The 26,055-nt window shown below is 64.0% G+C and carries 29 protein-coding genes; 14 read left to right on the forward strand and 15 right to left on the reverse strand.

The annotated features are described in order from the left end of the window. Positions 1 to 24 precede the first annotated feature (24 nt). The 9 genes from BLT92_RS04000 to BLT92_RS04040 form a co-directional block, all read right to left on the reverse strand. Positions 25 to 936 (reverse strand): metal ABC transporter permease, encoded by a 912-nt coding sequence (locus tag BLT92_RS04000; RefSeq protein ID WP_092103375.1) that lies wholly within the window; start codon positions 934 to 936, stop codon positions 25 to 27. Then, a complete protein-coding gene (locus tag BLT92_RS04005; RefSeq protein WP_092103377.1) occupies positions 936 to 1,796 on the reverse strand; it encodes a metal ABC transporter ATP-binding protein in 861 nt (286 codons plus the stop codon). Before BLT92_RS04005 ends, BLT92_RS04000 begins: the two co-directional genes overlap by 1 nt. 2 nt (positions 1,797 to 1,798) lie before the next feature. After that, on the reverse strand, positions 1,799 to 2,857 hold the full coding sequence (locus BLT92_RS04010; protein ID WP_092103379.1) for a metal ABC transporter solute-binding protein, Zn/Mn family: 1,059 nt from the start codon (positions 2,855 to 2,857) through the stop codon (positions 1,799 to 1,801). A 315-nt stretch (positions 2,858 to 3,172) separates the two neighbouring features. After that, the gene (locus BLT92_RS04015) at positions 3,173 to 4,225 is read right to left on the reverse strand and encodes an aspartate-semialdehyde dehydrogenase (protein ID WP_092103381.1); all 1,053 of its coding nucleotides are present in this window, start codon (positions 4,223 to 4,225) and stop codon (positions 3,173 to 3,175) included. After that, positions 4,222 to 5,550 carry an aspartate kinase gene (locus tag BLT92_RS04020; protein WP_092103383.1) on the reverse strand — a complete coding sequence of 443 codons (1,329 nt, stop codon included), beginning with the start codon at positions 5,548 to 5,550 and terminating at the stop codon, positions 4,222 to 4,224. The genes BLT92_RS04015 and BLT92_RS04020 overlap by 4 nt, the downstream gene beginning before the upstream one ends. A gap of 238 nt (positions 5,551 to 5,788) precedes the next feature. Then, positions 5,789 to 6,022, reverse strand: coding sequence for a helix-turn-helix domain-containing protein (locus BLT92_RS04025; protein ID WP_092103385.1), 234 nt, complete (start codon positions 6,020 to 6,022; stop codon positions 5,789 to 5,791). Next, positions 6,022 to 6,726: a DUF2975 domain-containing protein gene (locus BLT92_RS04030; protein WP_092103386.1), complete on the reverse strand. Its 705-nt coding sequence runs from the start codon at positions 6,724 to 6,726 to the stop codon at positions 6,022 to 6,024. Before BLT92_RS04030 ends, BLT92_RS04025 begins: the two co-directional genes overlap by 1 nt. A gap of 220 nt (positions 6,727 to 6,946) precedes the next feature. Continuing rightward, a complete protein-coding gene (gene recR, locus BLT92_RS04035; RefSeq protein ID WP_092103388.1) occupies positions 6,947 to 7,552 on the reverse strand; it encodes a recombination mediator RecR in 606 nt (201 codons plus the stop codon). Further along, positions 7,549 to 10,980 carry a DNA polymerase III subunit gamma and tau gene (locus BLT92_RS04040; protein WP_092103390.1) on the reverse strand — a complete coding sequence of 1,144 codons (3,432 nt, stop codon included), beginning with the start codon at positions 10,978 to 10,980 and terminating at the stop codon, positions 7,549 to 7,551. The genes recR and BLT92_RS04040 overlap by 4 nt, the downstream gene beginning before the upstream one ends. 164 nt (positions 10,981 to 11,144) lie before the next feature. Here BLT92_RS04040 and BLT92_RS04045 point away from each other — a divergent pair, with 164 nt between their 5' ends. The 8 genes from BLT92_RS04045 to BLT92_RS04080 all read left to right on the forward strand — a co-directional run bounded on the left by BLT92_RS04045 (position 11,145) and on the right by BLT92_RS04080 (position 16,749). After that, entirely contained in the window at positions 11,145 to 11,813 is a 669-nt protein-coding gene (locus BLT92_RS04045) for a DUF1707 SHOCT-like domain-containing protein (RefSeq protein ID WP_092103392.1), read from the forward strand. Then, on the forward strand, positions 11,810 to 12,013 hold the full coding sequence (locus tag BLT92_RS04050) for a hypothetical protein (RefSeq protein ID WP_092103394.1): 204 nt from the start codon (positions 11,810 to 11,812) through the stop codon (positions 12,011 to 12,013). The genes BLT92_RS04045 and BLT92_RS04050 overlap by 4 nt, the downstream gene beginning before the upstream one ends. A 67-nt stretch (positions 12,014 to 12,080) precedes the next feature. Next, entirely contained in the window at positions 12,081 to 13,091 is a 1,011-nt protein-coding gene (locus BLT92_RS04055) for a GNAT family N-acetyltransferase (RefSeq protein WP_092103395.1), read from the forward strand. A 38-nt stretch (positions 13,092 to 13,129) separates the two neighbouring features. After that, entirely contained in the window at positions 13,130 to 13,741 is a 612-nt protein-coding gene (locus tag BLT92_RS04060; RefSeq protein ID WP_092108769.1) for a DUF4178 domain-containing protein, read from the forward strand. Continuing rightward, on the forward strand, positions 13,741 to 14,304 hold the full coding sequence (locus tag BLT92_RS04065; RefSeq protein ID WP_092103397.1) for a DUF2617 family protein: 564 nt from the start codon (positions 13,741 to 13,743) through the stop codon (positions 14,302 to 14,304). The genes BLT92_RS04060 and BLT92_RS04065 overlap by 1 nt, the downstream gene beginning before the upstream one ends. After that, positions 14,301 to 14,672, forward strand: coding sequence for a hypothetical protein (locus BLT92_RS04070; RefSeq protein ID WP_092103399.1), 372 nt, complete (start codon positions 14,301 to 14,303; stop codon positions 14,670 to 14,672). Before BLT92_RS04065 ends, BLT92_RS04070 begins: the two co-directional genes overlap by 4 nt. Before the next feature lie 38 nt (positions 14,673 to 14,710). Beyond that, positions 14,711 to 15,136, forward strand: a complete 426-nt coding sequence (locus BLT92_RS04075; RefSeq protein ID WP_092103401.1) for a DUF350 domain-containing protein — start codon at positions 14,711 to 14,713, stop codon at positions 15,134 to 15,136. Beyond that, positions 15,133 to 16,749, forward strand: coding sequence for a polyamine aminopropyltransferase (locus BLT92_RS04080; protein WP_092103402.1), 1,617 nt, complete (start codon positions 15,133 to 15,135; stop codon positions 16,747 to 16,749). The genes BLT92_RS04075 and BLT92_RS04080 overlap by 4 nt, the downstream gene beginning before the upstream one ends. A gap of 21 nt (positions 16,750 to 16,770) precedes the next feature. On the opposite strand, the gene BLT92_RS04085 is transcribed toward BLT92_RS04080, so the two are convergent. The 3 genes from BLT92_RS04085 to BLT92_RS04095 all read right to left on the reverse strand — a co-directional run bounded on the left by BLT92_RS04085 (position 16,771) and on the right by BLT92_RS04095 (position 18,812). Continuing rightward, entirely contained in the window at positions 16,771 to 17,172 is a 402-nt protein-coding gene (locus BLT92_RS04085) for a DUF4190 domain-containing protein (protein WP_092103404.1), read from the reverse strand. 126 nt (positions 17,173 to 17,298) lie between these two features. Then, positions 17,299 to 17,886 carry a TIGR03085 family metal-binding protein gene (locus BLT92_RS04090; protein ID WP_092103406.1) on the reverse strand — a complete coding sequence of 196 codons (588 nt, stop codon included), beginning with the start codon at positions 17,884 to 17,886 and terminating at the stop codon, positions 17,299 to 17,301. Further along, the gene (locus BLT92_RS04095; protein ID WP_092103408.1) at positions 17,883 to 18,812 is read right to left on the reverse strand and encodes a Sir2 family NAD-dependent protein deacetylase; all 930 of its coding nucleotides are present in this window, start codon (positions 18,810 to 18,812) and stop codon (positions 17,883 to 17,885) included. Before BLT92_RS04095 ends, BLT92_RS04090 begins: the two co-directional genes overlap by 4 nt. 42 nt (positions 18,813 to 18,854) lie before the next feature. Here BLT92_RS04095 and BLT92_RS04100 point away from each other — a divergent pair, with 42 nt between their 5' ends. The 4 genes from BLT92_RS04100 (at position 18,855) to BLT92_RS04115 (ending at position 21,722) form a co-directional block, all read left to right on the forward strand. Beyond that, a complete protein-coding gene (locus BLT92_RS04100; RefSeq protein WP_092103410.1) occupies positions 18,855 to 19,304 on the forward strand; it encodes a flavodoxin family protein in 450 nt (149 codons plus the stop codon). A gap of 157 nt (positions 19,305 to 19,461) precedes the next feature. Next, positions 19,462 to 19,881 carry a hypothetical protein gene (locus BLT92_RS04105; protein ID WP_092103412.1) on the forward strand — a complete coding sequence of 140 codons (420 nt, stop codon included), beginning with the start codon at positions 19,462 to 19,464 and terminating at the stop codon, positions 19,879 to 19,881. Positions 19,882 to 19,900: 19 nt separating this feature from the next. Then, entirely contained in the window at positions 19,901 to 20,242 is a 342-nt protein-coding gene (locus tag BLT92_RS04110) for a winged helix-turn-helix domain-containing protein (protein WP_092103414.1), read from the forward strand. 52 nt (positions 20,243 to 20,294) lie between these two features. Beyond that, positions 20,295 to 21,722: an amidase gene (locus tag BLT92_RS04115; protein WP_092103416.1), complete on the forward strand. Its 1,428-nt coding sequence runs from the start codon at positions 20,295 to 20,297 to the stop codon at positions 21,720 to 21,722. A 7-nt stretch (positions 21,723 to 21,729) separates the two neighbouring features. Here the strand turns inward: BLT92_RS04115 and BLT92_RS04120 are convergent, their stop codons facing one another. The 3 genes from BLT92_RS04120 to BLT92_RS04130 are packed head-to-tail and all read right to left on the reverse strand — an operon-like array spanning position 21,730 to position 23,986. Further along, positions 21,730 to 22,401: a DNA alkylation repair protein gene (locus BLT92_RS04120; protein WP_092103418.1), complete on the reverse strand. Its 672-nt coding sequence runs from the start codon at positions 22,399 to 22,401 to the stop codon at positions 21,730 to 21,732. A 27-nt stretch (positions 22,402 to 22,428) separates the two neighbouring features. Next, complete coding sequence (locus BLT92_RS04125; RefSeq protein ID WP_092103420.1) at positions 22,429 to 23,568, reverse strand: RNA polymerase sigma factor; 1,140 nt, start codon at positions 23,566 to 23,568, stop codon at positions 22,429 to 22,431. 10 nt (positions 23,569 to 23,578) lie between these two features. Next, complete coding sequence (locus tag BLT92_RS04130) at positions 23,579 to 23,986, reverse strand: YciI family protein (protein ID WP_092103422.1); 408 nt, start codon at positions 23,984 to 23,986, stop codon at positions 23,579 to 23,581. A gap of 244 nt (positions 23,987 to 24,230) precedes the next feature. Between BLT92_RS04130 and BLT92_RS04135 the strand changes: the two genes are divergently transcribed. Both BLT92_RS04135 and BLT92_RS04140 read left to right on the forward strand, forming a co-directional pair. Next, positions 24,231 to 24,854 carry a hypothetical protein gene (locus tag BLT92_RS04135; protein ID WP_092103424.1) on the forward strand — a complete coding sequence of 208 codons (624 nt, stop codon included), beginning with the start codon at positions 24,231 to 24,233 and terminating at the stop codon, positions 24,852 to 24,854. 123 nt (positions 24,855 to 24,977) lie between these two features. Then, positions 24,978 to 25,937, forward strand: a complete 960-nt coding sequence (locus tag BLT92_RS04140) for an NADP-dependent oxidoreductase (RefSeq protein WP_092103426.1) — start codon at positions 24,978 to 24,980, stop codon at positions 25,935 to 25,937. The last annotated feature ends 118 nt before the right edge of the window (positions 25,938 to 26,055 follow it).

The following is a 26,055-nucleotide window of genomic DNA, read 5'->3' on the forward strand; positions in this document are numbered from 1 at the left end:
CCTCCTCGCGACCCGACCTCAGCCTCAGGCTGGGAACACCACGGGATTCTCGTGTTCGTCGGCGGCGCGGGCCGTCCTGCGGCGGTGGAGGTGCTTCATTCGACGCTGGCCCACAAGGCGGCAGACGAGATAGATGAGGAAGGAGATCGTGGTGACGAACGGGCTGATCGGCACCACCGGTGAGCCCAGAGCGATGAGAATGCCGCCGACGGAGGCCGTGACGGCGAAGATCACGCTGAGCACGGGAACCCACACTGGTGACGCCGAGAGCTGGGTCGCCGCCGCGGCCGGGGTGATGAGCAGAGCGAGCACCAGAAGGACGCCCACGACCTGCACGCTCAAGGCCACGGCCAGGCCGAGGACGAGCATGAAGACGATCGTCAGCCCGGACACCGGCACGCCCTTGGCACGGGCGACCTCGGGATCGAGGCTGGCGAACATGAGGGGACGCCAGATCACGGCGAGCACGAGGAGGACGATCAGAGAGCAGACGACGAGGGTGACGATCTGGCTCGGCGTGATGGCGACGATCTGACCGGTCAACAGGCCGAATTTGCTGGCGGCACGACCGTCGTAGAGGGCAAGGAAGAGAATCGCGAGGCCCAACCCGAAGGGCATGAGCACACCGATGATGGCGTTCTTCTCCGAAGCTTTGGCTCCGCCGACACCGATGATCAGCGCCGCGATGATCGAGCCGATGATCGACCCGCCCACCACGTCGAAGCCGACGAGCAGGGCGAAGGCGGCGCCGGCGAATGAGAGTTCGGAGACGCCGTGGACGGCGAAGGGAATGTCGCGGGCCATGACGAAGACACTGATGAGTCCGCCGACTACGCCGAGCAGCCCGGCTGCGATGAGTGAGTTGGACAGCAGCGCCACCAGCTCGCCGTAGTCCTCGAAGGTGAACAGAGAGCCGAAGATCTCCTGAGCCGTCATCAGATCGCACCTCGTTCTATGCTCAATTCGCCCGCGTGGACGTGGTGGTCGACGCATTCGGCCTCGCCGCCGACCACGATGAGTCGGCCGCCCACCCGGACCACCTCGACTGGGGAACCATAGAGCCTGGTCAGCGATTCGGTGCTCATCACCTCGGCGGGGGTGCCGACCAGGAAGTGACCGCCGACGATGTAGAGGACCCTGTCGACATAGGGCAGGATTGGGTTGATCTCGTGGGTGACGAAGAGGACGGCGGTGTTGCGCTCGACCCGCTGTTCGTGGAGCAGAGAAGCCACGACCTTCTGATGGTGGATGTCCAGCGACAGCAGCGGCTCGTCGCACAGAAGCACCGAGGGGTCATTGGCCAGGGCCTGGGCGACTCGCAGCCGCTGCAGTTCCCCGCCGGACAGTGTCCCGGCAGGGGCCTCAGCGTAGTCGCGGGCGCCGACGGAATCGAGGAGCTCGTCGACCTGCTGGCGGCGACGCCTCAAGAATCGCCCCGGCCCCCAGCGGTGCCCGTCGATGCCCATCCGAACCAGATCGCGGCCGCGCATCGGGGTGTGCTGGTCGATTCCGCGCTGCTGCGGAATGTAGCCGATGGCCGAATTTCCCGCATGGACGCTTCTGCCGCCTACCTGGGCCGATCCCGTCGACAGCGAGTGCTGACCCAGCAGCACCTTGAGCAGGGAGGTCTTCCCGGTTCCGTTCGGGCCCAGCACCGCCACGAACTCCCCCGGCGCGACGTCGAGATCGAGGTCGTGCCAGAGCACGCGCTGACCGAATCGCAGCTCGGCATCGCGCAGACGGATCACCGGAGGATTGGTGGTCTGCTCGGGAGAAGCGTCGGAATCAATGGCCATTCTCAGTGTTCATGTCCTTCGAGCGCAGTGGAGATTTCGGTGATGTAATCGCCCATCCAATCCGCATAGTGCGCATCGGCCGGCATCGTCTCACCGAGGTCGACGACCGGAACGTCGGATTCCTCAGCCGTGGATTTCAGCTGCTCTGCCTGTGGACCTGCCGCTTGTGTATTGTACCCAAGCAGCACCGCATCACCTGACGAGATCTGTTCCTCGGCCTCCTTGAGCACGAGCGGCGGCACATCATTGCCCTCTTCGACTGCTTCGAGGAACTCGTCCGAGGTGATGTTCTCCAGTCCCATGTCCTCGAACAACCACAGCGGCACGGGCTCTGTGGCCGCAACTGCATCGCCTTCATGCTTCGTCTTGGCCGCGTCGATCTGAGCCTGCAGTCCTTGGAGCGTCTTCTTGTATTCGTCGGCGTTGGCTGCGAAGTCATCCTGGTGTTCGGGTTCGGCCTCGCCGAGGTGGGTCGCAACCTCGTCGACGAGCTTCGTCATCGTGGGGACCGAGTACCAGAGGTGTTCGTTGAATGCGCCGTGCTCGTGGGCCTCTTCCCCGGCATGCTCGTGATCGTGGCCCTCTTCGCTGTGCTCGTGATCGCCGGCCTCTTCTTCGCCATGCTCGTGGACGTGGCCGCCGCCGTTAGCTTCCTCATCGCCGTGATCATGAGGTTCGTTGCCGACGTCCTCGGATCCGGGCAGTCCTGAGATCGAGACTGTGTCGATCGTATCGACGTCCGCGCCGGAGGCTTCGAGCATCGTCGTCATGAACGAGTCATAGCCACCGCCGTTCTGGACGACCAGATCGGCCTTCGACAGTTTCAGCCGATCCTGAGTCGTCGCCTCATATGAGTGCGGGTCCTGATTGGGATCGTCGATGACAGCGGTGACCTTCGCGAAGTCGCCTGCCACCTGCGACACGATGTCGGCATACACATTGGTCGAAGCGACGACCGAGAGCTCGGTGGATCCAGAAGCCTGTCCCCCACACCCGCTCAGAGCGGCAACAGTCGTCAGAGCTATTGCCCCGGACATGATGCCGAGTAGAGAAGAGCGCATGGTGTGCCTTTCGAAGCGTGAGCAAAGATCAGTGTGTCAACGACGTTCACACTACTCAGCACGAAGACTCACCACTAATATAAATATTTATATATAGCAACTTGTTTATGTGTCCCCGCCGCGCACGTCCCCTACAGCACTCGTCCCCCGCCGCGCACGTCCCGCCGCGCACGATCCACTCCGATTCCGAAAAAGTCGTCGCCAGCGACGATGAATTCCGACTTCGCATTGATCGACGGCTGCGATGACGGTCCGGCAGCGACGAACCGCCCGAGAGCATGGCTCCCGGGCGGTTCATTTCGGCTATGCGATTATTCAGGCCGCCTGTGACTCGACCTTCTTCGCCAGCAGCGCGGCGATCTGCACCGTGTTCAGTGCAGCACCCTTGCGCAGGTTGTCGTTCGTCACGAACAGGACGAGTCCCTTGCCGGCTGGGGCGGACTGGTCGGCGCGGATGCGGCCGACGAAGCTTGAATCCTTACCCGCCGCCTTCAGGGGGGTGGGCACGTCATCAAGCTCGACGCCCGGAGCCTCGGCAAGCAACTCGGCGGCCTTGGCCGGGGAGATGTCGGAATCGAACTCCGCATGGATGCTCAGGCTGTGACCGGTGAATACGGGAACACGCACGCAGGTGCCTGCGACGAGGAGATCGGGATTGCCGAGAATCTTGCGGCTCTCGTTCCGAAGCTTCTTCTCTTCGTCGGTCTCGAGTTCCCCGTCGTCGACGATGGCCCCTGCCATGGGCAGGACATTGAATGCGATGGGCTCGACGTAGTTGTCCGGCGCAGGGAGTTCCACGGCGCTTCCGTCGCGGGCAAGCTTGCGGGAGTCGGCGACTCCCGCCTCGAGCTGACCGGCGAGCTCCTCGACTCCGCTCACGCCCGAGCCGGACACTGCCTGGTAGGTGCTGACGATGAGTCGCTTGAGTCCAGCGGCGGTGTCGAGTGCCTTGAGGACAGGCATCGCAGCCATCGTGGTGCAGTTCGGATTGGCGATGATGCCCTTGGCCACGGCGTCGAGGGCTTCGGGGTTGACCTCGCTGACGACGAGTGGAACCTCGGGGTCTGACCGCCAGGCCGAGGAATTGTCGACGACGGTGACTCCGGCGGCGGCGAAACGCTCTGCCTGTGCCCGGGACGTGGCCCCACCGGCGGAGAACAACGCGATGTCGAGTCCGCTGGGGTCCGCCTCGGCGGCATCTTCGACCGTGATGTCCTGGCCGTTGAATTCGATGACCTTGCCCGCGGACCTCGCCGAGGCGAAGAGCCTCAGGCTGTTGATCTCGAATCCGGGATTATCCGCCAGCAGGTCGAGCATGACCCCGCCCACCTGGCCTGTTGCTCCGACTACTCCGATATTGACGCTCATCGTCCTGTACCTCCGTAAACCACTGCTTCGTCGTCTTCACTGTCGAGTCCGTACGCGGCATGCGCGGCGCGGACGGCGTCGTCGAGAATGTCTGCTCGTGTGACGACGCTGATGCGGATCTCCGATGTGGAGATCATGTCGATGTTGACCTGTGCCTCGCTCAGGGCTTCGAACAGGATGGCGGTCACGCCGGGGTGGGAGCGCATGCCCGCGCCCACGACGGAGAGTTTGCCGATCTGGTCGTCGTAGCGCACATGATCGAATCCGATCGAGGTCTTCACCGCGTCGAGGGCCTCGAGCGCTTTGGCGCCGTCGTCCATCGGCAAGGTGAACGAGATGTCGGTCTTGCCGGGTTCGCGCGTGGAGATGTTCTGCACGATCATGTCGATGTTGATCTCAGTCGCGGCCATGGTGTTGAAGATCGCGGCAGCCTTGCCAGGAACGTCGGGCACGCCGACGATCGTGACCTTGGCCTCTGAGCGATCATGGGCGACTCCGGAAATGATTGCCTGTTCCATGTTGGACTCCGTTTCTGATACCGCTGCTGCCGGGGCCTTCGATCCCTGTGTCGGCCGGAAGGCTTCGGGAATGGGCGAGTCGGTCACCCAGGTTCCTTGATTACGTGAGAATGAGGACCGCACGTGCACGGGCACGCTGTAGCGGCGGGCGTACTCGACGCACCGGAGCATGAGGACCTTGGCGCCCGAGGCAGCCATTTCCATCATCTCCTCGTAGCCGATCTCATCGATCTTGTGTGCACTCGGCACGATGCGGGGGTCGGCGGTGAATACTCCGTCGACGTCGGTGTAGATCTCACACACGTCGGCATCCAGTGCCGCTGCCAGGGCAACCGCGGTCGTATCCGATCCGCCGCGTCCCAGTGTGGTGATGTTCTTCGCTGTCTGGCTGACTCCTTGGAATCCGGCCACGATGGCCACGTACCCCTGATCGAGCGCCGAGCGGATGCGGCCCGGCGTGACGTCGATGATGCGGGCCTTTCCGAACTGTTCGTCGGTGATGACGCCTGCCTGGGATCCGGTGAACGACTGTGCTTCCTCGCCGAGGTTGGCGATGGCCATGGCCAGAACCGCCATGGAGATGCGCTCACCTGCAGTGAGAAGCATGTCAAGCTCACGAGCGGGAGGCATGGGAGAAACCTGTTGGGCCAAGTCGATGAGATCGTCGGTGCTGTCCCCCATCGCCGACACCACCACGACTACTTCGTGACCGGCCTGACGATTCTCGACAATTCGCTTGGCCACCCGCTTCACCGATTCCGCATCGGCTACCGAGGACCCGCCAAACTTCTGGACGACTATGCTCACTGCAGTCTCTTCCTTATCGCTGATAAGTTCCGTGCCGGGCGATCGATTCCATGATTCCAAACATGGTGGTCTCGTGCTTGCATCGATCAGGATTTCAGCCGTGTCGGCTCCCCGGCACCGTGACCATTGTATGAGGTCAGCTGTTTCACTTCACCTTAGCCCGTCATTCAGACGCCGTTGCAACCCCTCGGATCCGCGAACCGGCGGGGCCTGAGATTTGTTCAGATCGGCCGAAAAATCAGTCAGATCGAGCCTTGACTGTGAACAGATCACCCGGCTGGCAGTCGAGCACCTGGCACAGTGCGATGAGGGTGGAGTACCTGACAGCCTTGGCTCTGTTGTTCTTCAGCACCGAGAGGTTCGCCAGGGACACCCCGACGTGCCTGGACAGTTCGGTGAGACTCAGCCCTCTCTGCGTCAGCAGGGAGTCAAGGTGGCAGACGACGTGGAGCGAATCGAACTCTTCGACCATCAGACCAGCCCCTCGAGCTCTGCTTGGGCCTTCTGCCCCGATATGAAGCAGCGGCGCAGAAGCTCGACTCCGCCGACGACGCCGAGCAGTATGAATGCTTGCACAGTGGAGACACCGGGGTCGACGTCACGCGCTATGTCGAGATCGCTCGCGACCTCGACACTGCCAAGCACCATAGCACCGAAGTACACGAGCGACCCGCAGGCAATGAAGCTTTCAATGACTCCGAGAGCCCTGATCGACCTGCTGGTGAACGGGTCACCCTTGGCGATGTCCCTGATGACGGGCACGCTGGCGACTGCAGCGACGATGAAGGTCAGGATCAGTGCGACCTTCGCGATGAGCAGGAAGACCATCGAACTCGTCGCAAGATCCGCTGTGGACACTGTGACCTGAGTGAGTCCGCTCAGAGTTGCCTCTCCCCCTGGGAATTCAAGCGCCGCCACAGAGTCGGACTCGAATTCGAGCGGCAGTCGGATCTTCGAATGCACCAGGTCGGTGACCAGCTCTGTCACTGCATAGATCACATAGAATCCGATCGCCAGCCCGACCCAGAGCTCGTATCCCGCTCCGAACGCCTTCCGCTTGGCAGCTTCGTCTCCTGACTTCATGCCGCCCTTGAGATGTCCGGCGACACTGTCCTTGCCTTCTGCCGCGCTGCTGTTCTCGTCGGGCTGTTCGCCTTGCCCGTTTTCCTGCGTCATGATTCCGCCTTCCCTGGACGGCGAATCCTGATTGAGCCGTCAATTTCCCGACTCGGATGCACTGCCCCAACCAACACTGACTTATCGTTATTCGATATATCGATAAACAATATGTTTCACGATAATCGATATGTTGTCAACAGTGCCGAGCGATCTGCCGCCGACAGGCTGACATGCCGACAGGCCAGGCTGACAGCAGAGAACGGCGGGTGGAGGTGGATCAGTCCATTTCGCGGCGACCGGAGAAGGCACGGCCGAGAGTGACCTCGTCCGCATATTCGAGGTCTCCTCCGACGGGCAGTCCCGACGCCAGCCTCGTCACGGTCACTCCCAGGGAGTTGAGCAGCCGCACGAGATAGGTCGCTGTGGCCTCACCTTCGAGGTTGGGGTCGGTCGCGATGACGCATTCCTTGACCTCGCCGTTCTGCAGACGCGACATCAGTTCTTTGATGCGCAGATTGTCGGGGCCGACCCCTGCCATGGGATCGATCGCGCCGCCGAGAACGTGATAAAGGCCCCTGTATTCGCGGGTGCGTTCGATGGCGACGACATCCTTCGGCTCCTCGACGACGCAGATCATCGACCGATCGCGTCGCGGGTCCTGGCAGACGGTGCACTCAGTTTCCTCAGAGACGTTTCCGCAGATATCGCAGAAGCGCACTCGCTTCTTCACCTCAGTCAGTGCCTGGGCCAGGGTGCTGACATCGGCGGATTCTGATTGGAGAATGTGGAACGCCAGCCGCTGCGCGGACTTCGGGCCGATGCCCGGAAGCTTGCCGAGTTCCTCGACCAGGTCCTGCAGGGCACCTTCGTAAACCGCGCTCATACTTCTCTTTCATCAATGATTTCGCCGCCGAGGACTCGTGCGATCACGGCCACTCCGACCTGCGGAGCCTCCGAGACGTCGAGATCCGTCTCCGGATCATACTCGTCTTCGTCAGTGCCAGCGTTCGGGGCTTGACCATCCGCGTCAGCGTCAATCGCGCCGGTTCCGGACACCGAAGCGTCCGCGTTCGGCGGGTACCCGTTTTCGGCAGTCTCTGCAGGAGGCTGCGGGGTGCTGCCTCCGTGCTTCTCGGCAAGCGCAGCGAAACGGGATTTGAATGGCTTCGCACCCCCGTTCCCCTGCGGGCGAGCGGACTGTAATGACGGCGCCTGAGGTTGGGACGGCGGAGGTGGCTGCGCCGCAGATGCCGGCATTCCCAAGTCTGCATCCGCGTAGTCACCGAGGACGTCGAGGTCATCGTCCTCCGGCGGAGGCACGACCAGTGCACCGACTTCCACAGCCCCTGAGCCCGCGCTCGTGGACTCGTCGTTTGGATCGCTCGGCTCGGTCTCAGCGCCCGACGGATCGCTGTGCGTTGGAGCCGCATCGCTTGGAGCGTCGTGCCAGGTCGGCTCCTCCCACCGGGGCTGGACGTACTCCGTCGGTGCGTCCGGTGCGCCAGGCGCGTCGCGTGGGCCTGGTCCGTCCGGTGGTCCTGGTGCGTCAGAGACAGCCTGTGTCGCGTGCCCCGCCTGTGGACCAATGTCCGGCAGTGGATCGTTGTCGGACTGCTGATCGGACGCCGCTGTGGAAGGCTCGCTGAAGAAGTCATCATCAGAGAGATCGGGCACGACGATGTCCGCGTCAGCCGCGCCATCCTCCACTACCGGCGCTGGAGACGCTGGTGCGTCAACCGCCGGTGCTTCCGACACCGCTGACTCCTCTGCCACGTGCGAATGATCGGCCGACACAGGTGCGAGATCCGGCGCGGGCACGCGATCCGACACGGACTGCGCATTCGGAGCGAACTGCCCTCTCGAGGCAGGATCACTTGCCGGTTCAGTCTGGGTGTTCGGACTGTCGTCGGCGTCGCGGGATGCGTCGTATGATGGCTCGGGTTCAGTCGGTTGCTGTGGCGTTTCGTGTACCGCCGGCTGTTCTCCCTCCTCGTCGTCATCGGACCAGGGGCCCTGGGGAGAGCCACTCGGCTCCCAGAATTTCTCGTGATCGACTTGTGGTTTATCGACCTCGCGAGTCCCGACGACGGCGGCCACTTCCTGTGGACTGGGTCGTCTCTGGGAAGGGGCCGGCCCGCGGCTGCCGGTGGAGTCGTTCATCACCGGCGCCGAGGCGCCCTTGCCGCCGGAAGCACTACCGGAGTTGCCACCGGAATTGCCGCCTATGCGCCCGACATCGCCGATGTCGATGCGTGCCTGAATGCCGAGGACATCATTGATCGCCATCGCCAGCTTGGCCGCGTGGTCTCTCTGCTGGAAGCCCTGGACAGAACCGGCGTTGTTGAATCCGAGGTAGACAACCCCATCGGAGAACGATTGCGGGATCGCATTCGCAGCAATGATCGCCCGGGTCAGGCGGCTGCGTTTCTCGACCGCGGCCAGGATGCTCGGCCACGCCCGTCGAATCGCTTCGATTTCACCGCCGATATTGCCGGCACCTGCCACAGCGTCACCCTCCGGAGCATAATCAGCCTCGGAAGCTGTCTCCTGAGACGGCGCGTTCGCCGGCTCACCGTCATGGACCTGCGGCGCAGCAGTCTGCGGCGAGGGAGTCTGAGCGCCAGGAGCCTGTTGCTCTGGAGGCTGAGCATCTCGAGTCCGGTTATCTGGAGTCCGGACAGTCTGCTCTTGAGGTTCAGGTTCGCTCACTCGCTGTTCACGAGGTGCCGCTCCTGAGGGAGCCGTCGGCCCTGTGTCCTGCACTCCACGACCAGGCGTCTGCTCTCCGGCGGCTGCACTCGCACTCTGCGGAGTGACTGCCGACTGCGACGAGTCTTCCTGAGAACGATTTGCAGGAGCCGAGCGTGGCGGTTCGTTGAGCATGGATTCCGCGGCAACAGCCATTTCGGCCAGGTCATCGAAATCGTCACGGGGTGCCGCACTCGAGGTCTGCGTCACCGGCGCCTGCGCAGGCTGCGTCCGTTCCTGCGTCGGCGACGCGGAATCCGTCTGCGCAGCGCCGCCCTGCCCGCCTCCTTGCTGAGTGCTTCCGCTCGACTGAGTCACCCCGCCCGGCTGAGCGCTTCCGCCTGGGTGGACGGCTCCGTCCTGCTGAGCAGGTGGGATGTTCGCAGCCGTTCCCGATGCGGACATGCCGATTCGGCGTTCCATCCGTTCGACACGACTGAGCACGGCATCGCGACTGCGGCCCGAACCGGGCAGCAGGATACGGGCGCAGATCAGTTCAAGCTGCAGCCTCGGCGAGGTTGCTCCCGACATTTCGGTCAGGCCCTGGTTGAGAAGGTCCGCCGAACGGGAGAGCTCGCCCTGACCGAAGCCTCTGGCCTGCAGAGTCAATCGTTCGAGGCGGTCCGGAGGGACCTCCGGCAGGAAGGCATGGGCCGCCTCTGGTGCGGCGTTGATGACGATGAGGTCGCGCATCCGCTCGAGCAGATCCTCAACGAAGCGGCGCGGGTCCTGCCCGGACTCGATGACGCGTTCGACGGCACGATAGACCCCACCGCCGTCACCGGCCGAGAAAGCATCGACGATGTCGCTGAGCAGGGAGTCTGGCGTGTAGCCCAACAGGGCGATGGCTCCGGCGTAGTCCACACCGTCGGGCCCCGAACCGGCGATGAGTTGGTCGAGGACTGACAGGGTGTCGCGGACCGAGCCGCCGCCGGCGCGCACGACGAGCGGCAGCACTCCCTTGGCGACCTGCACGCCTTCGCGGCTGCACAGATCGTCCATATAGTTGCCCAGAGCCTCGGGCGGGACCAGCCTGAACGGGTAATGATGAGTCCGCGAACGAATCGTGCCGATGACCTTCTCGGGTTCGGTCGTCGCAAAGATGAACTTGATGTGAGGCGGCGGTTCCTCGACGATCTTGAGCAGGGCGTTGAATCCCTGCGAGGTCACCATATGAGCCTCATCGAGGATGAAGACCTTGTAGCGATCACGTGCCGGGGCATAGATCGCGCGCTCACGCAGGTCACGGGCATCGTCGACGCCGTTGTGGCTGGCCGCGTCGATCTCCACGACGTCGAGGGAACCCGGGCCCCCATTGGCCAGGTCCTGGCAACTGGGGCACTCACCGCAGGGCACGGGAGTCGGACCCTGCACACAGTTGAGGCACCTCGCCAGGATCCGTGCCGAGGTGGTCTTGCCGCAGCCCCGAGGGCCGGAGAACAGATAGGCATGGTTGATGCGGCCGCGTTCGATCGCGGCCTTGAGCGGATCGGTCACATGCTCTTGACCGATGACCTCATCGAAGGTCTCTGGGCGGTATCTTCTGTACAGTGCTGTGGACACATCCATAGCCTAATGCCAACGGCTGACACGACACACGCGCCCGCTCCTCGTCACCCGCGTGAGCCGCAGGCCGTCGCGGTCCCTCGTGAGCCACAGTCCGATGCGGCCCCTCGTGAGCCACAGTCCGTTGTGACCTGCAGTGTGAATCGGGCACGATAGAGACCATGAGCCACTCCACCCCCGATTCCCCCGGCAACGACCCCGCAGAGAACGACCCTGCGACGACCTTCCGCATCGGACATAAAGAACGCGATGAAGCAATCGAAGTCCTGCGCGAGGCCGTCGGCGACGGACGAATCACGGTCGAGGAGCTCGACGAGCGAATGGAGCAAGTCCAGGCTGCCCGCTTCCCGATCGACCTCGATGGGGTCCTCTCCGACCTCACCGTCAATCTGCCCTCCGATCGGTTCCGGCCCGGGGCCGCGCTCACAGGCTCGAATCCGGCGGGTCAGGACCTCGCAGGGAGTGAGCCGCTCGTCATCAAGGCCGGGTGGGAAACCGAGGTCCGCCGTGCCAAATGGCAGGTTCCTCCCTACATTCGCTGCGAACCGTCGATGTCGAACATCGAACTGAACTTCCTCGAGGTCGACACCGATCTCGGGGTCATCGATGTCGAAGTCGTCGCGGGCATGGGGTCTGTGGTCGTCGTCGTCCCTGCTGACTGGGCCGTCAACACCGACCGCCTGTCCAAATCCTGGGGTTCGGTGAAGTCGGTGGTCAACGCCGTCCCCGAGGGCCGCAAGCCGACCATCCGAGTCAGCGGCTCGATCGGCATGGGTTCCTTCCGTGCGCGATTCGCGAACTTCCTCGACCGGCGTCGAATGGCGAAATGATGGAACCTGGTCTCGGCGCCGTCATCTTCCTCACCCTGACCATCGTCGTGGTCTTCAGTGCAGGGGCTTTCCTCGTCTACCGGGTGATGAATCGCCCGGGTGCGCACATCGGCTCCCGCCTGCCCAAAACCGATCCCACCGCCGAGGCGGGGCCTGAGGATGACCCCGATCCGACGTCCGGACCGCGGCAGGACGAGTAGACACCGCCAGGACGAAGACACCGCCGGCATCCTTGAAATCCATGTCGGCCCATGGTCGACTCGTGTCATGGTCGATGTCCAGATCACACGGATCGAGCCCGACGATGTCGCTGGGCTTTCGCGGTGGCACGCACTCATGCGTGAGGCCTATACCGCCGACCGCACCGCCGCCTGGTGGCAGAGTCTCGAGTCCACCCTGACTCAGTTCGCCCATCCGCGATCCGACAAGCAGGACATCGCACTTCTGGCCCACCTCGGCGAGGAATGCATCGGCGGCGCCGAAATCAACATCGTCACCGATGCTCCGGCCGATGTCGAGGTGGGGGTTCTGCCGACCCACCGACGCCGAGGACACGGGACGTCGATCGCCGGAGTCGTCGAGGATCTGCTGCGGGGGCAGACCGAGATCGTGCAGACCGAGACCTACTGCCGGGAAGGCGTCGCCTTCGCCGAAGCCCAGGGTCTGAGCATCGGCAACCAGGAGGATCGTCTCCTGCTCGACCTGCCGACCTATCTGCGTGACGATGCGAACCGCTACAAGAGTCCCGACGCGAAGTCGAGGCTGAGCACAGCTCCCGACCCGGCCATGTCGATCACCTCGTGGATCGGCGGCTGCCCGGACGAGGCTGTCGAGGATTGGGCACGGCTGCGCCGGCAGATGGATGAGGACGTCCCCGTCGGCGACCTCACCCGAACTCTCAAGCATGTCGGTGCGAGCGCCATCCGCACCCATGAGGAGCGGATGGCGGATCAGGGCTGGATCCTCGTCAGTTCGATCGCCCACGTCAACGATGTCCCCGCCGGCTACACGGAGATCATGGTCTCCGGCCACGAACCCGACATCATCATCCAGGAGGACACCCTGGTTGAACGCGCATATCGCGGCCGCGGCATCGGGCGCGGACTCAAAGTTGCGAACATGCGCCAGCTCCACGGAATCCCGGACGCCGCCCAAGCCTCGTGGATCCAGACCTACACGGCCAAGAACAACGGTCCCATGTACGCACTCAACCAGGATCTCGGCTACTTCACCGCAGACACGATGACCGCACTCGAAGGACGTTTCGACTACAGTTGACGGTGACAGTTCCGGCTACCGAAGTGAAGCAGGCACCCGTGTCCAACATCCTAATCATCGCCCTGGTGTTCATCGTCGTCGTGCTCATCACGGTGATCATCGTCCGCAGGCGCGCGGCAAAAGCCCGCGAAGCTCAAGAGCACCAGGCTCCCGCCCAACCGCGGGACCCCTTCGCCCCGGAGCGAAACACCGGCGGAGACCCAGAGGCGATCAAGGCCGGGGACCTGCTCGAATTCGGCAATGAGAAATTCTTCGTCCGCGGCACCCTGCGCATCTCCGAGGGCGGCTACGACTGGGCCGAGCACTTCTTCCAGGCCGACCAGTCCGCCACCCGCCTGTGGCTGACCGTCGAAAAGGACCCCGACCTACAGGTCTCGCGCTGGAGTGACCGTCCCGAACTCGACATCGAACCAAAGTCCAAGACCATCACCATCGAGGGCACCGAGTACAAACTCGTCGAACACGGCACCGCCTCCTACCGCGCCGAGGGCACCACCGGTCTGAACGAGAAGGGCGGCGTCGACTACGTCGACTACGAGTCCGATGACGGCAAGTTGCTGGCCTTCGAACGCTTCGACCACGGCCGTTGGGAAGTGAGCACCGGCGAATCGATTCCAGTCGGTTCCTTCACCATCTATTCGGGCAGCTGATGACACTCACTCCCCCATTGACGCAGCCGGTGACAGCCGACGTGGTGTATACCGATACGTCTGCCCAGGAGCTGAGCTTCAGCCTCGACCACGGCCGCATCACCCCTCTGGCCTCGACGATCGTAGATCTGCCGGCACCGAACGGACAGGCTCGTACGTGTCTCGAACTCCACGTCATCGGCTCCTCCCACCAGGTGATCCTGAGCGAGAACGACACTGATGCGTTCATCGAAACCTTCGCCTGCCTCGGCGCGGATGAGCGTCCCGGTTGGGGCACGACCCGCACCACCGACGGAACCTGGCCAAGTTTCACCCGACATCGGTTCCGGTGTGAGCTGACAGACGTCGCGGGCAGCTTCACCGATGCCGCCGCCGAGGTGGTGCGAGCCTCCAGTGCTCATGATCATCATCTCGTCGTCGACTTCCCCGGCGAGCCGGGCGCGCTCACGGCACTGGCGCTGACCCGGAGCGATCCGGAACAGGTCTCCTGGCAGACCTGGCACTGCTATCCGCAGCACCGACAGATCGTGCACAGCCACAGTGAGCTGAGGAGGACTTCATGAGCCACGACCCCAACGTCTCCATGGGCGGAGGCTCCTTCAACTTCGATGCCGAGAACGGGAGAGGCGCCGGCGGAGGGCGCGGCCCCGGTGGCGGAGGGCGCGGTCCCGGTGGCGGCAATGACCCCTCGAACAATGGTCAGGGCTCCCAGAAGAGGGGCTGCGGCTGCGGCACCATCATCGCGCTGGTCGTCATCGTCTTGCTCCTCGGCGGCATCATGAATGGCTGCACGGACGATTCGGACGGCTCCGGCGGCGGGGGCGGCGGGTTCTTCTTCCTGCCCTTCTTCGGCGGCAGCTCCAGCAGCTCGGGCACGAACTACGGCGATGGCTCGGGATTCCGCGGCGGCGGACCCGGCACCGGCAAGTGACAGCACCCACGACACCAACAGCACTCTGAAAGGCAATCATGTTCGCAGACCTCATCCTCGAGATTGGGATCGTCCTCTCCTACGCTGTGAGCGGCCTCGCGCTCATGCTCATCGGCTACTTCGTCGTCGACCTCCTCACCCCCGGAAAGCTCCACGTCATCCTGTGGCAGGAGAAGTCGAAGAATGCCGCGATCCTCGTAGCCTCCGACCTCCTGGGTGTGGCGATCATCGTCATCGCCGCGATTCGGGCCAGCGCGGATGACTTCGTCTTCGGGATCATCTCCACACTCGTCTTCGGCATCGTCGGCATCATCCTCATGGCGCTGAGCTTCCTGCTCATCGACGCCTTCACACCCGGCAAGCTCGGCGACATGATCACACCCGATTCGTTCCACCCCGAAGTCTGGGTCAATGCCTCCGCTCACGTGGGCATCGCGGGCATCATGGCCGCAGCACTCCTTTGAGCCAACAGACCGACCCTGGTGACGCCCGTCCCCGGCCGATCACACTGCCGCTGAAGCCGGGGCCCGCACGGTTCTTCGTGCTCCTGGCCGTCTTCATCTGTGCCAGCTGCGGCATGGTCTACGAGCTCGCGCTCGTTGCGCTCGGCTCCTACCTCCTCGGCGACACGATCGTCCAGGCCTCCATCGTGCTCTCGGTGATGGTCTTCGCAATGGGCGTCGGTTCACTAGCCACGAAGCGCCTGACAAAGTTCGCCGCCGTCGCCTTCGCCCTCATCGAGGCCGCACTGGGCATCATCGGCGGGCTCTCGGTCATCCTGCTCTACCTGGCCTTCGCCTTCGCCGATGTCTACACGATCGCGATGGTCGTCCTCGCCTTCGTCATCGGGGTCCTCATCGGCGCGGAGATCCCTCTGCTCATGGAGCTCGTCCAGCGCATCCGCGCGCAGAAGGCCTCGAGCGCCGTCGCCGATCTCTTCGCCGCAGACTATGTCGGAGGGCTGGTCGGCGGTCTCGCCTTCCCCTTCATCCTGCTCCCCGTCTTCGGCCTGCCCCGCGGTGCCCTGGCAGTGGGCATCACGAACACCGTCGTGGGCATCCTCATCGTCCTCTGGCTCTTCCGCGCCGAGATCGGGACCCGGGCAAAGGTCATCCTGGCAGGACTGTTGGTCGTCATCGTCGGCGGCCTCACCGTGGTCTGGGTCTACACCGACGACATCGAGATGACCACCCGCCAGCGCCTCTACCGGGACCCGATCGTCTATTCTCAGCGCACGGACTATCAGGAGATCGTGCTCACCGAGTCACAGAAGACCGGGGACACGAGGCTCTACCTCAACGGGGACCTGCAGTTCGCCTCGGCGGACGAATACCGCTATCACGAGTCCCTCGTGCACCCGCTCATGAATGGACCGAAGAAGAACGTCCTCGTCCTCGGCGGCGGGGACGGTCTGGCGGTGCGTGAGATCCTCAAGTACCCCGACGTCGAATCGATCACGCTCGTCGACCTCGACCCGCGTGTCCTCGAGCTCGCGAAGAACTCTGAGCACTTCACTGACTTCAACGACGATGCGCTCGACGATCCTCGAGTCACGACTATCGCAGCCGATGCGTTCACCTGGCTGCGGGAGGCGAAGCACACCGCCTATGACGCCGTCATCGCCGACCTGCCCGACCCTGACGATGTGGCCACCTCGAAGCTCTACAGCATCGAGTTCTACGGCCTGATCAAGCAGGTGATGTCTCCCGAGGCCCGCCTCGTCGTTCAGGCCGGTTCCCCGTACTTCGCCCCGGAGGCATACTGGGGCATCGGGGAGGCCGTCGCCGAGGCCGGTCTGTCCACCACGCCCTATCACGTCGATGTCCCCAGCTTCGGTGACTGGGGCTACTTCCTCGCCGATGCCTCCGGACACGGCGGGGCCAGCGGACAGGGTCCGGACGTGACGATCCCTCGGGATGCTCCCGAGGGATTGAAATTCGCCACCGCCGAGGTGCTCGCCGCCTCCACGACTTTTCCTCCCGACCGTGATCGGGCCTCCGTGGGTGACGTCGAGGCCTCTACTCTGCTTCACCCCCGTGTGCTCAATCAGGAGCGCGGAGCCTGGGTCGGCTACTGAGTTCCTCAGCTCTTCTGACCCTCAGGCTCCGAGGAGTCCGGCGAGTCCGGCGAAGCCGGCAATCGACAGGCCGAGCAGGCCGCCGAGTGCCGCCAGCGAGATGAAGACGATGCCGAGGATGAAGCCCCACTTGCCCATCTCATTGTCGGCGAAGCCGGCACCCCGTGAGTTCTTGCGCGCCATGTGGCCGGTGATGATGCCGACGATGGGCCCGATGACGTTGAAGCCGAGGAACGTCGAGAGAGTCGCGACCAGGGAGATGATTCCCAGGACCTTGCCCGGATCCTCCTCGGCCCGCGCACGGTATGACTGCGGCGGCTGGGCTCCGGTGCTGTAACTCTGGTTCGGGTCGTAGTAGCCGGTGTTCGCGGTGTAGCCGTTGTTCGATGTGTATTCGGTGTTGGGTGTGTAGTTCGGGTCCATGATTCTGCCTCTGCTCGTCTCTGTGCTGTTGGTACCAGCCTAGGAACTCTGCGCGGCGGAGTGAATGATATAAACCGTTGCGCTCCTCGGGGGTTTTCCCCCGTTTCGCCTGTTGGAGCAGTCGTTTCACTTCACGTCGACGAGGGCACGCCGCTCGCGACCCATGAGGTAGAGCAGGATCTCCACGGGTTCACCGGTGACGGTGACTGTGCTGCCACTGCCTTGTCCACCCGCGCCGCGTTGTCCGAAACCGGGGCTGTTGATCTCCACACGTCCCTCGACCTTGGCCGCGAAGGGCAGGAGCGCGGTTCGGCACGCTGCCCACACCGCACGATTCTCGGCCTGGGAGAGGCGGCGTGGGATCCACTCGATCTCCGCGCGTCGGATGTCCTCATGGTGGACGAGATATTCGGCGGTGTTCATCACGGATTCGACACCGGGCCACCCACCCGGGGTCCACCTCGGCGGGGATGCCACCAGACCCAGCAGACGCGAATACGGCATCGAGGCATACGCCTGCTCCTGGTCCTCGCGCTTGCCCTCGAACTTCGGCACGAAGATGCCGAGGGCGGCAACCGGGTGACGTTCTCGGATGACGAGGTGCGTGGCCAGGTCACGTGTCGTCCAGCCTTCACACAGAGTCGGGGCATCTTCACCGGCTCTGCGTGCTGCATCGACGAGGCGGAGGCGTTCGGTTCGTGCAAGATTGGTCATGCCTGAAGCTTGTCATCATCGCCTTGGATTCCTCTGAGTGCCCAGTCCTGCACGAAATCGGCAACGCGGGAGATCGAGCGGTAGTCGGCGAGCTCATCGCCCCTGGTGGGACCGTCGGTGACGATGACGACCGGCTTCGACTCCTTCGCGGCCGCCCGGACGAATCGCAGCCCGGAAAGCACCGCGAGTGAGGATCCGAGCACGACGATTCCGCTCGCCTCATCGCAGATGCGATTCGCGTCCTGCAGCCGTGCCGGCGGCACGGAGTCACCGAAGTACACGACGTCTGGCTTGAGCAATCCGCCGCAGCGGGGGCAATCGGTCACGACGAAGTCCGCCGTCTCCTCCAGATCCACGTCACCGTCGGGCGCCGTCTCGACATCGATCGGGTCGATTCCCACGAGTTTCGCGAAGTCGGGGTTGAGCTCACTGAGTCTGGTCTGGACCCAGTCGCGGTCGAACATGTGCCCCTGGTCAAGGCAGATGACGCGATCAAGGCTGCCGTGCAGGTCGATGACCGGGCTGTCGCTGCCCATCTGCCTCGCCGCGGCCTGGTGGAGTCCGTCGACGTTCTGCGTGACGATTCCGGCAACGGGCAGCGCCGCGAGTCCCAGATGGCCCGCGTTCGGACGCGCTGAGCGCATGCGCGGCCAGCCCACCCAGGAGCGCGCCCAGTAGCGGGCCCGCTGATCGGGGTGGGACAGGAAGGTCTGGATCGTCATCGGCTGCCGTGGCACTGCGTCGGGCCCCCGATAGTCGGGAACTCCCGAGTCCGTGCTCATCCCGGCCCCGGTCAGCACCGCCCACCCGGAGGTGTCAACTCCCACGGTCCCGTCAGCGCCGGTGAGCACGTCGATGATCTCCTCATCACTGTGGCTGGCCGCGGGCCGCGTCCGGCCTCGAAGCGGATCAAAGATGACTGCCACGAATCCTCCCTCGTCGAACTGCTGCAGGGTTAGTCTGGTCCCATGGTCAGCATATTGCTCGTTCATCATTCTCCTTCACAGGCAACGACTGAAATCGCCGAGGCGGCGCTGTCCGGGCTGCGCATGCCGGAGCTGGGCGCCGTCGACGTGACGGTCCGTCCCGCGCTGGAGGCGACGTCCGCGGACGTGCTCGCCGCCGATGGATTCGTTCTCGGCACGACCGCGAACTTCGGCTACATCTCCGGTGCCCTCAAGCACTTCTTCGACACCACATACGACGAGGTCAGGGAGCCGACCGCCGGCCGCCCGTTCTCCTATTGGATTCACGGAGGCTATGACACCACCGGGGCGGAGACCGCGATGAAGCAGATCACCACGGGCCTCGGCTGGAAGCTCGCCTTCGACCCTCTCATCGTCACCGGTGAGGTCACCGAGGACCACCTCGCCAGTGCGACCGAACTCGCGGCCACCGTGGCGGCTGCGGCCATGTGAGCGCCGGGCACCACCGGCAGTCTCCGAGGTGCGCACGACGCTCATTGAGATGAACTTCGCGAAAGTACTTTCCAACATGGAAAGTACTTGCTAGTCTGTAATCACTTCCACTCGGAGGACACCGCATCTCGGTGAAGACAGCAACGAAGGAGTTGTCATGAGCACGCCCACTCCGCAGCAGGCAGAGGACCTTCTTTCGCAGGTCGAGTCACACCAGACTCGGGCCCGATCCGGCGATGCCTGGCCGCTGGTCACGATGCTCTTCGTCTACAGCGCAGCCGTCTCCGTGGGAATCCTCGCCGTGGGGATCATCGAGGACAATACGACTCAGCTGATCCTCCTCGGCGCAGGAGGCGCCTGGTTGGTGCCGGCCATCATCGTCTATGTCGTCAAAGCTCTGAGCTGGAGTCGTCGTTCGACCGTCCTCCTCTGCACCTGGCTGCCGCTGATCTTCGTCGCCTTCTTCATAGCGATCATCGTCGACTCGTTCACCCCCACTTCCTGGGTGCCGTTCGCTGCCGCCGGCTTCCTCTGGGTCCTCTCCCCCATCATGGCCCTCTTCGGTCTGCGCCGCTGAGAAGGGACGAGGCACCAGAATGAAGAACGAATCACACGAGACGATCCCCAACCTCGGCGGCTCCCTGGCTCGGATCGAATCAGATCTGGGCAATCCCACGCGACTCGGAATCGTGGCGAGCCTGAAGAATCGGGACAGGGCCGAATTCAAACTCCTGCGCGATTCTCTCGGAGTCTCAGACTCCGTGCTCTCCCGACATATCTCCGCTCTCGAGAAGGCAGGCATGATCGAGGTCAGCAAGGGCTACGTCGGCAAGCGGCCCCGCACCTGGGTGTCCATCACCTCAGGAGGCCGCGATCGTCTCGACGCTCACGTCCAAGCCCTGCGGGAACTCGCCGGTGGTGGATCTGACCAGCAGTGACCTTCCGGACTTTCCCCGATAGCATGAGGAAAACCGATGCAAGGAGGCGTCCATGGCCAGCAGCAGCACAACCTCGGCGAACAGCGGGCTCGAGTTCCGCGAACTGCACGAAGTATCGGAACTCATCAGGTCCGGGCGACTGAGCTCCAGAGACGCCACGCAGGCCATGTTCGATCGGATCGCCGAGCTCGACTCCCACCTTCTGTCCTTCGTCACCCTGATGCGGGAATCGGCACTGGCCGAGGCCGATGCCCTCGATGCGCGTCTGGCTCGCGGGGACTGGCTGGGACCGCTGCACGGCGTGCCGCTGGCGATCAAGGACCTGGCCTACACCCACGACGCGCCGACGGGCGCGGGCACCACGATCCACGCCGACTTCCAACCCGACTACGATGCCACCGTCGTCGCTCGCCTGCGGGCGGCCGGGGCGGTGATCCTCGGGAAGCTGCGTCTGACAGAGGGCGCCTTCACCGGGCATCATCCCGATCTGCCGACCCCGGTCAACCCCTGGGAGCCGAACACCTGGTCCGGGGTCTCCTCGAGCGGCTCGGGCGTCGCCACCGCCGCGGGCCTCTGCTACGGATCGCTGGGCTCGGACACGGGCGGATCGATCCGGCTGCCCTCCTCGGCGAATGGCGTCACCGGACTCAAACCCACCTGGGGCCGGGTCTCGCGCAACGGCATCTTTCCGCTCGCGCCGAGCCTCGACCACATCGGGCCGATGACGCGCAGCGCACGCGACGCCGCCATCATCCTCGAGGCCATTGCCGGCCATGACCCCAACGATCCGACCACGGCGCTCGAACCCGTCCCCAGCTACAGCCAGCAGCTCAGGCTCGAGCGCACACCGGTCGTCGGCTTCGACCGCGACCTGGCCGCCGAACATTTCGATGACGACACCAATGAGATGCTCGAATCCACCATTGAGGTGCTCGTCGACCTCGGCTGGCGCGTCCTCGACGTACGCACCCCCGGGTTTCCCGAGGCGGCGCAGGAATGGACTGCCCTGTGCGGGATCGAAACCGCCGGCGTTCACACGGAGAACTATCCGTCGAGGTCGGCCGAGTACGGACCCGACCTCGCTGGCCTCATCGAGGTGGGACGCGGACTGTCGGCCGTCGACTACCACGAGCTGCTCGAATCCAGGCGGGCATTCACCGGTCGCATGCGCGCACTCATGGCCGACATCGATCTGCTGCTGCTCCCGGGCATCGGAGCCGCCTCACCGACGATCACGCAGATGGAGAACCTCGGCTCGGACGCCGAGTTGTTTGCCGCGGTGACGGTCCCCACGGCGCCGATCGACAACTGCGGCATGCCCTCGATCACTCTGCCTGCGGGATTCTCCGATCGCGGCACCCCGCTGGCCGCTCAGTTCGTCGCCGGAGACTTCCAGGAGGGCTTGCTGCTGGCCGCAGGGCATACGTTCCAGCAGGCCACCGATTTCCACCGGCAGCACCCTCACATCGTGGCGGTCTAGGTCGGACTCATCCCGCTTGCTTGCGGTCCACGATCTCCGTGATCCAGGTCGGAGCGAAGGGCGAGGTGCAGTTCGGCGAGGTCGGATAGTCCTCGAGGACGCCGAGGCGGTTGCCGATGTCGATGGCACGTGGCCGCAGCTCTTCGTTCTCGATGCCGATATACGACAGGGTTTCGTTCATCGCCCACTGCAGGCTCTCTTCGGCGCCGAGCATCTGCGCTTCGATGATGTCGAGGAGACCTGGCTGGTCGAGGCCCTCGGGCGACTTGTTTACGCGTTCGCTGGTCAGCGCCCACCCGGCGGAGGCGATGACTGGGTCGGGGTCGTCCATCCAGGTCAGGCGCAGTGCCTCGGCATGCTTCGACTTCTTGACGATGTAGGTGACCAACCAGGCGTGGACCTTGGGTACGCGGGCCTCTCTCAACATGGCATCGAGCTGTGACGCATCGTAGCTGCGGGGACGCATGATGAGGATCGCGACGAGGCGGGCGGCGGTATCGCCGGTGTTCCACAACTCGAGTGCGAGCTCGTCGTTCCTCTTCAGTTCCTTGGTCACGGACCGCAGCTTCGTCAGATTCACCCCGTGATCGTCCCCGTGCCTCTCATTGATCGCACGAGCCTTGGGATCGTCCATCGCCGCCAATGTCTCCATGACGCTGTCCACGTTCGCTTCAACCATGGACTCAGATTACCGCGTGTGCAGTGGTCAGTGCTCGGAGTTCAGCCTGGCCGCCTGACGCACGAGGTGGTCACGTTCGGCCAGGTTGCTCGCCTTGGCCGCGGCCTTGGCGTAGAGCTTCGCCGCCACATCGTCGTCTCCTGCCCGTTCTCGCAGGTGCGCTTCGACCGCGAAGTACCGGGGCAGGGAGTCATCGAGCCTGCGCAGTTCGGCCAGTCCGGCCGCCGGCCCGTCGGCTTCCCCGATCGCGACGGCACGGTTGAGGGACGCGATCGGGCTGTCGTGCAGCCTGAGCAGTTCGTCATACCATTCGACGATCTGGGGCCAGTCGGTGTCCTCGACTCGCTGTGCATCGGCGTGCAGAGCAGCAATGGCCGCCTGGACCTGGAATTCGTCGAGTTCCTCGCGGGCGAGCGCGGTCTGCAGAATGCCGATGCCCTCGGCGATCAGGTGAGAGTCCCACCGGGACCGGTCCTGCTCGCCCAGGGTGATCAGTCCACCATCGGCGCTGAATCGGGCTTCGCGGCGGGCATGGTGGATGAGCATGAGCGCCAGCAGACCGGAGACCTCGGGATGGTCGATCGATGCTGCGAGTACCCGAGTGAGGCGGATGGCCTCTGCCGCGAGGTCGACATCTCCCGAGTAGCCCTCGTTGAAGACGAGATAGAGGACCGTGAGGACGGCGGAGATGTTTCCCGGCCGGTTGAGCCGGCGCCCGGCCAGCGTGCGCTTGGCCCGGGAGATGCGCTGAGCCATCGTCGCCTCGGGCACCAGGTAGGCCTCGGCGATCTGACGGGTCGTCAGCCCGCCGACGGCCCGCAGGGTCAGCGCCACCGCCGAGGCTGGGCTGAGGTCAGGATGGGCGCACAGGAAGTAAAGGTCGACCGTGTCATCCGCCGAGGTGGTCGCTGCGTCGGTGGTCAATGCGAAGGAATGCTCCTCCCGCGCTGACCGAGAGGACTCCGCCCGGACTCGGTCGAGGAACTTGCGCCAGGCGACTGTGATCAGCCAGCCCTGCATATCGCGGGGTTCGTTGACCGGCCACGTGCGAAACGCCTCGATCAGGGCATCCTGGACGGCATCCTCGGCGGTGGAGAAGTCTGCTCCCCTCCGCTCGAGGATGCCGATCACGATGGGAACGGCGTTGCGCAGCTCATCGTCGTTCATGGTCACTCGTTCAGTCCGTCGTGTTCGGTGTGACTCCCATGAAGGGACGAAGTTCGAGCCATTCGCGGATCGGTTCGCCTCCGGCGCCCGGTGCCGCCGAGAGTTCGCCCGCCAGTTCGAGTGCACGGTCATAGGACTCGACGTCGATGATCATTCCTCCGGCGATGAGGTCCTTGGTCTCCGCGAATGGACCATCGGTGACCGGCGGCTTTCCCTCTCCGTCGTACCGGACGAACGTGCCCTCTGGGGACAGTGCCTCCGAGCCGATGTATTCGCCCGTCTCCTTCAGCCTGTCGACGAAAGCGTTCATGTAGTTCATGTGCGCGTCGACTTCGTCCGGCGTCCACTCCTCCATCGGGGTGTACTGCATGTACTCGGGGGCCATTGTGTAGTGCTTGAGCATCAGGTACTTGGCCATGATTGTCTCCTCTGATCAATTGCTCGTCGCGAACTTCGCTGACATCCCTGGGACGAAGCCACATGCGCATTCTCGACATCGGCGGCGAGATATCTTTCGATTCTTCCACGAATGGGCGGCAGATATGCGATGTAACCGACCTGGAACACGAGTCCCCGAATGCGAACACAGGAGGGCCCACCTCGGCGAATTCCGTTGACAGAGTTGTCGTATACACACCACCTCACGTCATCAGGAGTCCACCATGAAGACCACGAAGATCATTCGGTCCATCACCGTCGCCGGCGCCTTCGCCACAGCCCTGTCTCTTTCGGCCTGCGATATGAACATCTCCTTCGGTCCTCCCGATCAGGATCAGACCCAAGCGCAGCAGGGAGAGGACGGTTCGGCCGATCCTGATGATTCGCGAACAGACGAGACGCGAACCGAGCAGGCTCCCGATTCCTCCTCGAGTCAAGGCTCGAACGACGGCACGAGCTCTGGCTACGGCACCTCGTCCTCCGATTCTGGATCGTCGACCTCAACGGGCTCCTCGTCCTCGGGAACGTCCACCTCGGCGGGACAGGGATCATCGAGTTCAAGCGGTGAGAACACCGGCGCCGGCGAACCCGGGTTCGAAATCGACGAACACGGCAATGGTGAGATTCCCGCCGCCATGCTCGAGGAGGACATCCGGGATGCGTACTCGAAGCAGGGGACGACGGTCGACGAGGTCGAATGCCTCAACGACCTGATGATCATTTCGGAGCAGGGCTCCGCCTCGTGCAATGTCACCGCATACGGCGAGAAGCGCTACGGCACGGTCAAGGTTACATCGGTCACGGGCGCGAACGTCCGCTACAAACTCGACTTTCCGAGCTTCAGCTGAGCGACCGCGCCGACTCGACACCGGGTCGATACCGGGGAACATCTCGCGTCCGCCCAGCGTTATGGCAGGTAAACCCCTTCACCCGTCGTGCATCTGCCAAAGAGATCAGCGAGGAGCATTCCCATGACGCGCAGAGTCCAGTACACACAGAACGGCGATATCGACCAGCTTCATATCGCCGAGGCGGAATCCCCTGCCGTTGGCCCCGGTCAGGTCCGCATCGCAGTCCGCTATGCCGGACTCAACCCGGTCGATCTCGCCGTCGTCGGCGGTGCCTTCGGGGAAGCCACCGGCCCCAAAGGCAACGGTGCCGACTTCTCGGGCGTCGTCGACAGCGTCGGTGACGGTGTCACAGACTTCTCCCCCGGAGACCTGGTCTTCGGGGGACGGCCGCATCGCACGCAGACGACGCACCTGCTCATCCGGGACCCGGACGAACGCCTCGACACGATTCCTCCAGGCCTCAGCACCGAGGTCGCCGGAGGCCTGTACATCACAGGGCGCACCGCGGTCGCCGGCATTCGCGCCCTGTCCATCACCGAAGGTGAAACCGTCCTCGTCACCGGAGCCTCTGGCGGAGTCGGGATCATCGCCGCCCAGCTGGCAGCCAACCTCGGCGCGCGAGTCATCGGCACAGCCAGTGAGGCCAACCATGCCCTGCTGCGCAGTCTGGGCATCGAATCCATCACCTACGGAGAGGGTCTGGAAGCCCGCCTGCGCGAGGTCGCCCCAGAGGGCATCGATGCCGCGTTCACGACCCAGGGCGAAGACGAGCTCGCCCGCCTCCTGAACTTCGACATTCCGGCCGAGCGCATCAATTCGATCGGCGCGGGCCCGCAGGTCGCCGACACATACGGGGTACGCATCGACGGTGAAGCGGCAGCCGGCCGCGGTGACCTCGCCTGGCTGGCCAAAGCGATCGCCTACGGCCATGTGCATGTGCCCGTCGCACGGGTCTTTGCGCTCGACGAAGTCCAGAACGCCTACCGGTTCCTCCGAGACTCGCACCCTGCCGGCAAGGTCGTCCTCCGCCTCGACGCTGCTCCCCTCAACGAGGAGCAGCGCAGGTTCCTCGGCCACTGAGCCTCAGGAATATCGGGGCCGGGCGACGGGCGGTCAGGAATATCGGGACCGGGCTGATGCGTTCTCCGTTATGACACCGATGAACAGCACTCCGTGCTGACGAGTCGGATCCGACAAC

Origin of the sequence: Brevibacterium picturae, assembly GCF_900105045.1 — a bacterium.
Taxonomy (GTDB): Bacteria; Actinomycetota; Actinomycetes; order Actinomycetales; family Brevibacteriaceae; genus Brevibacterium; species Brevibacterium picturae.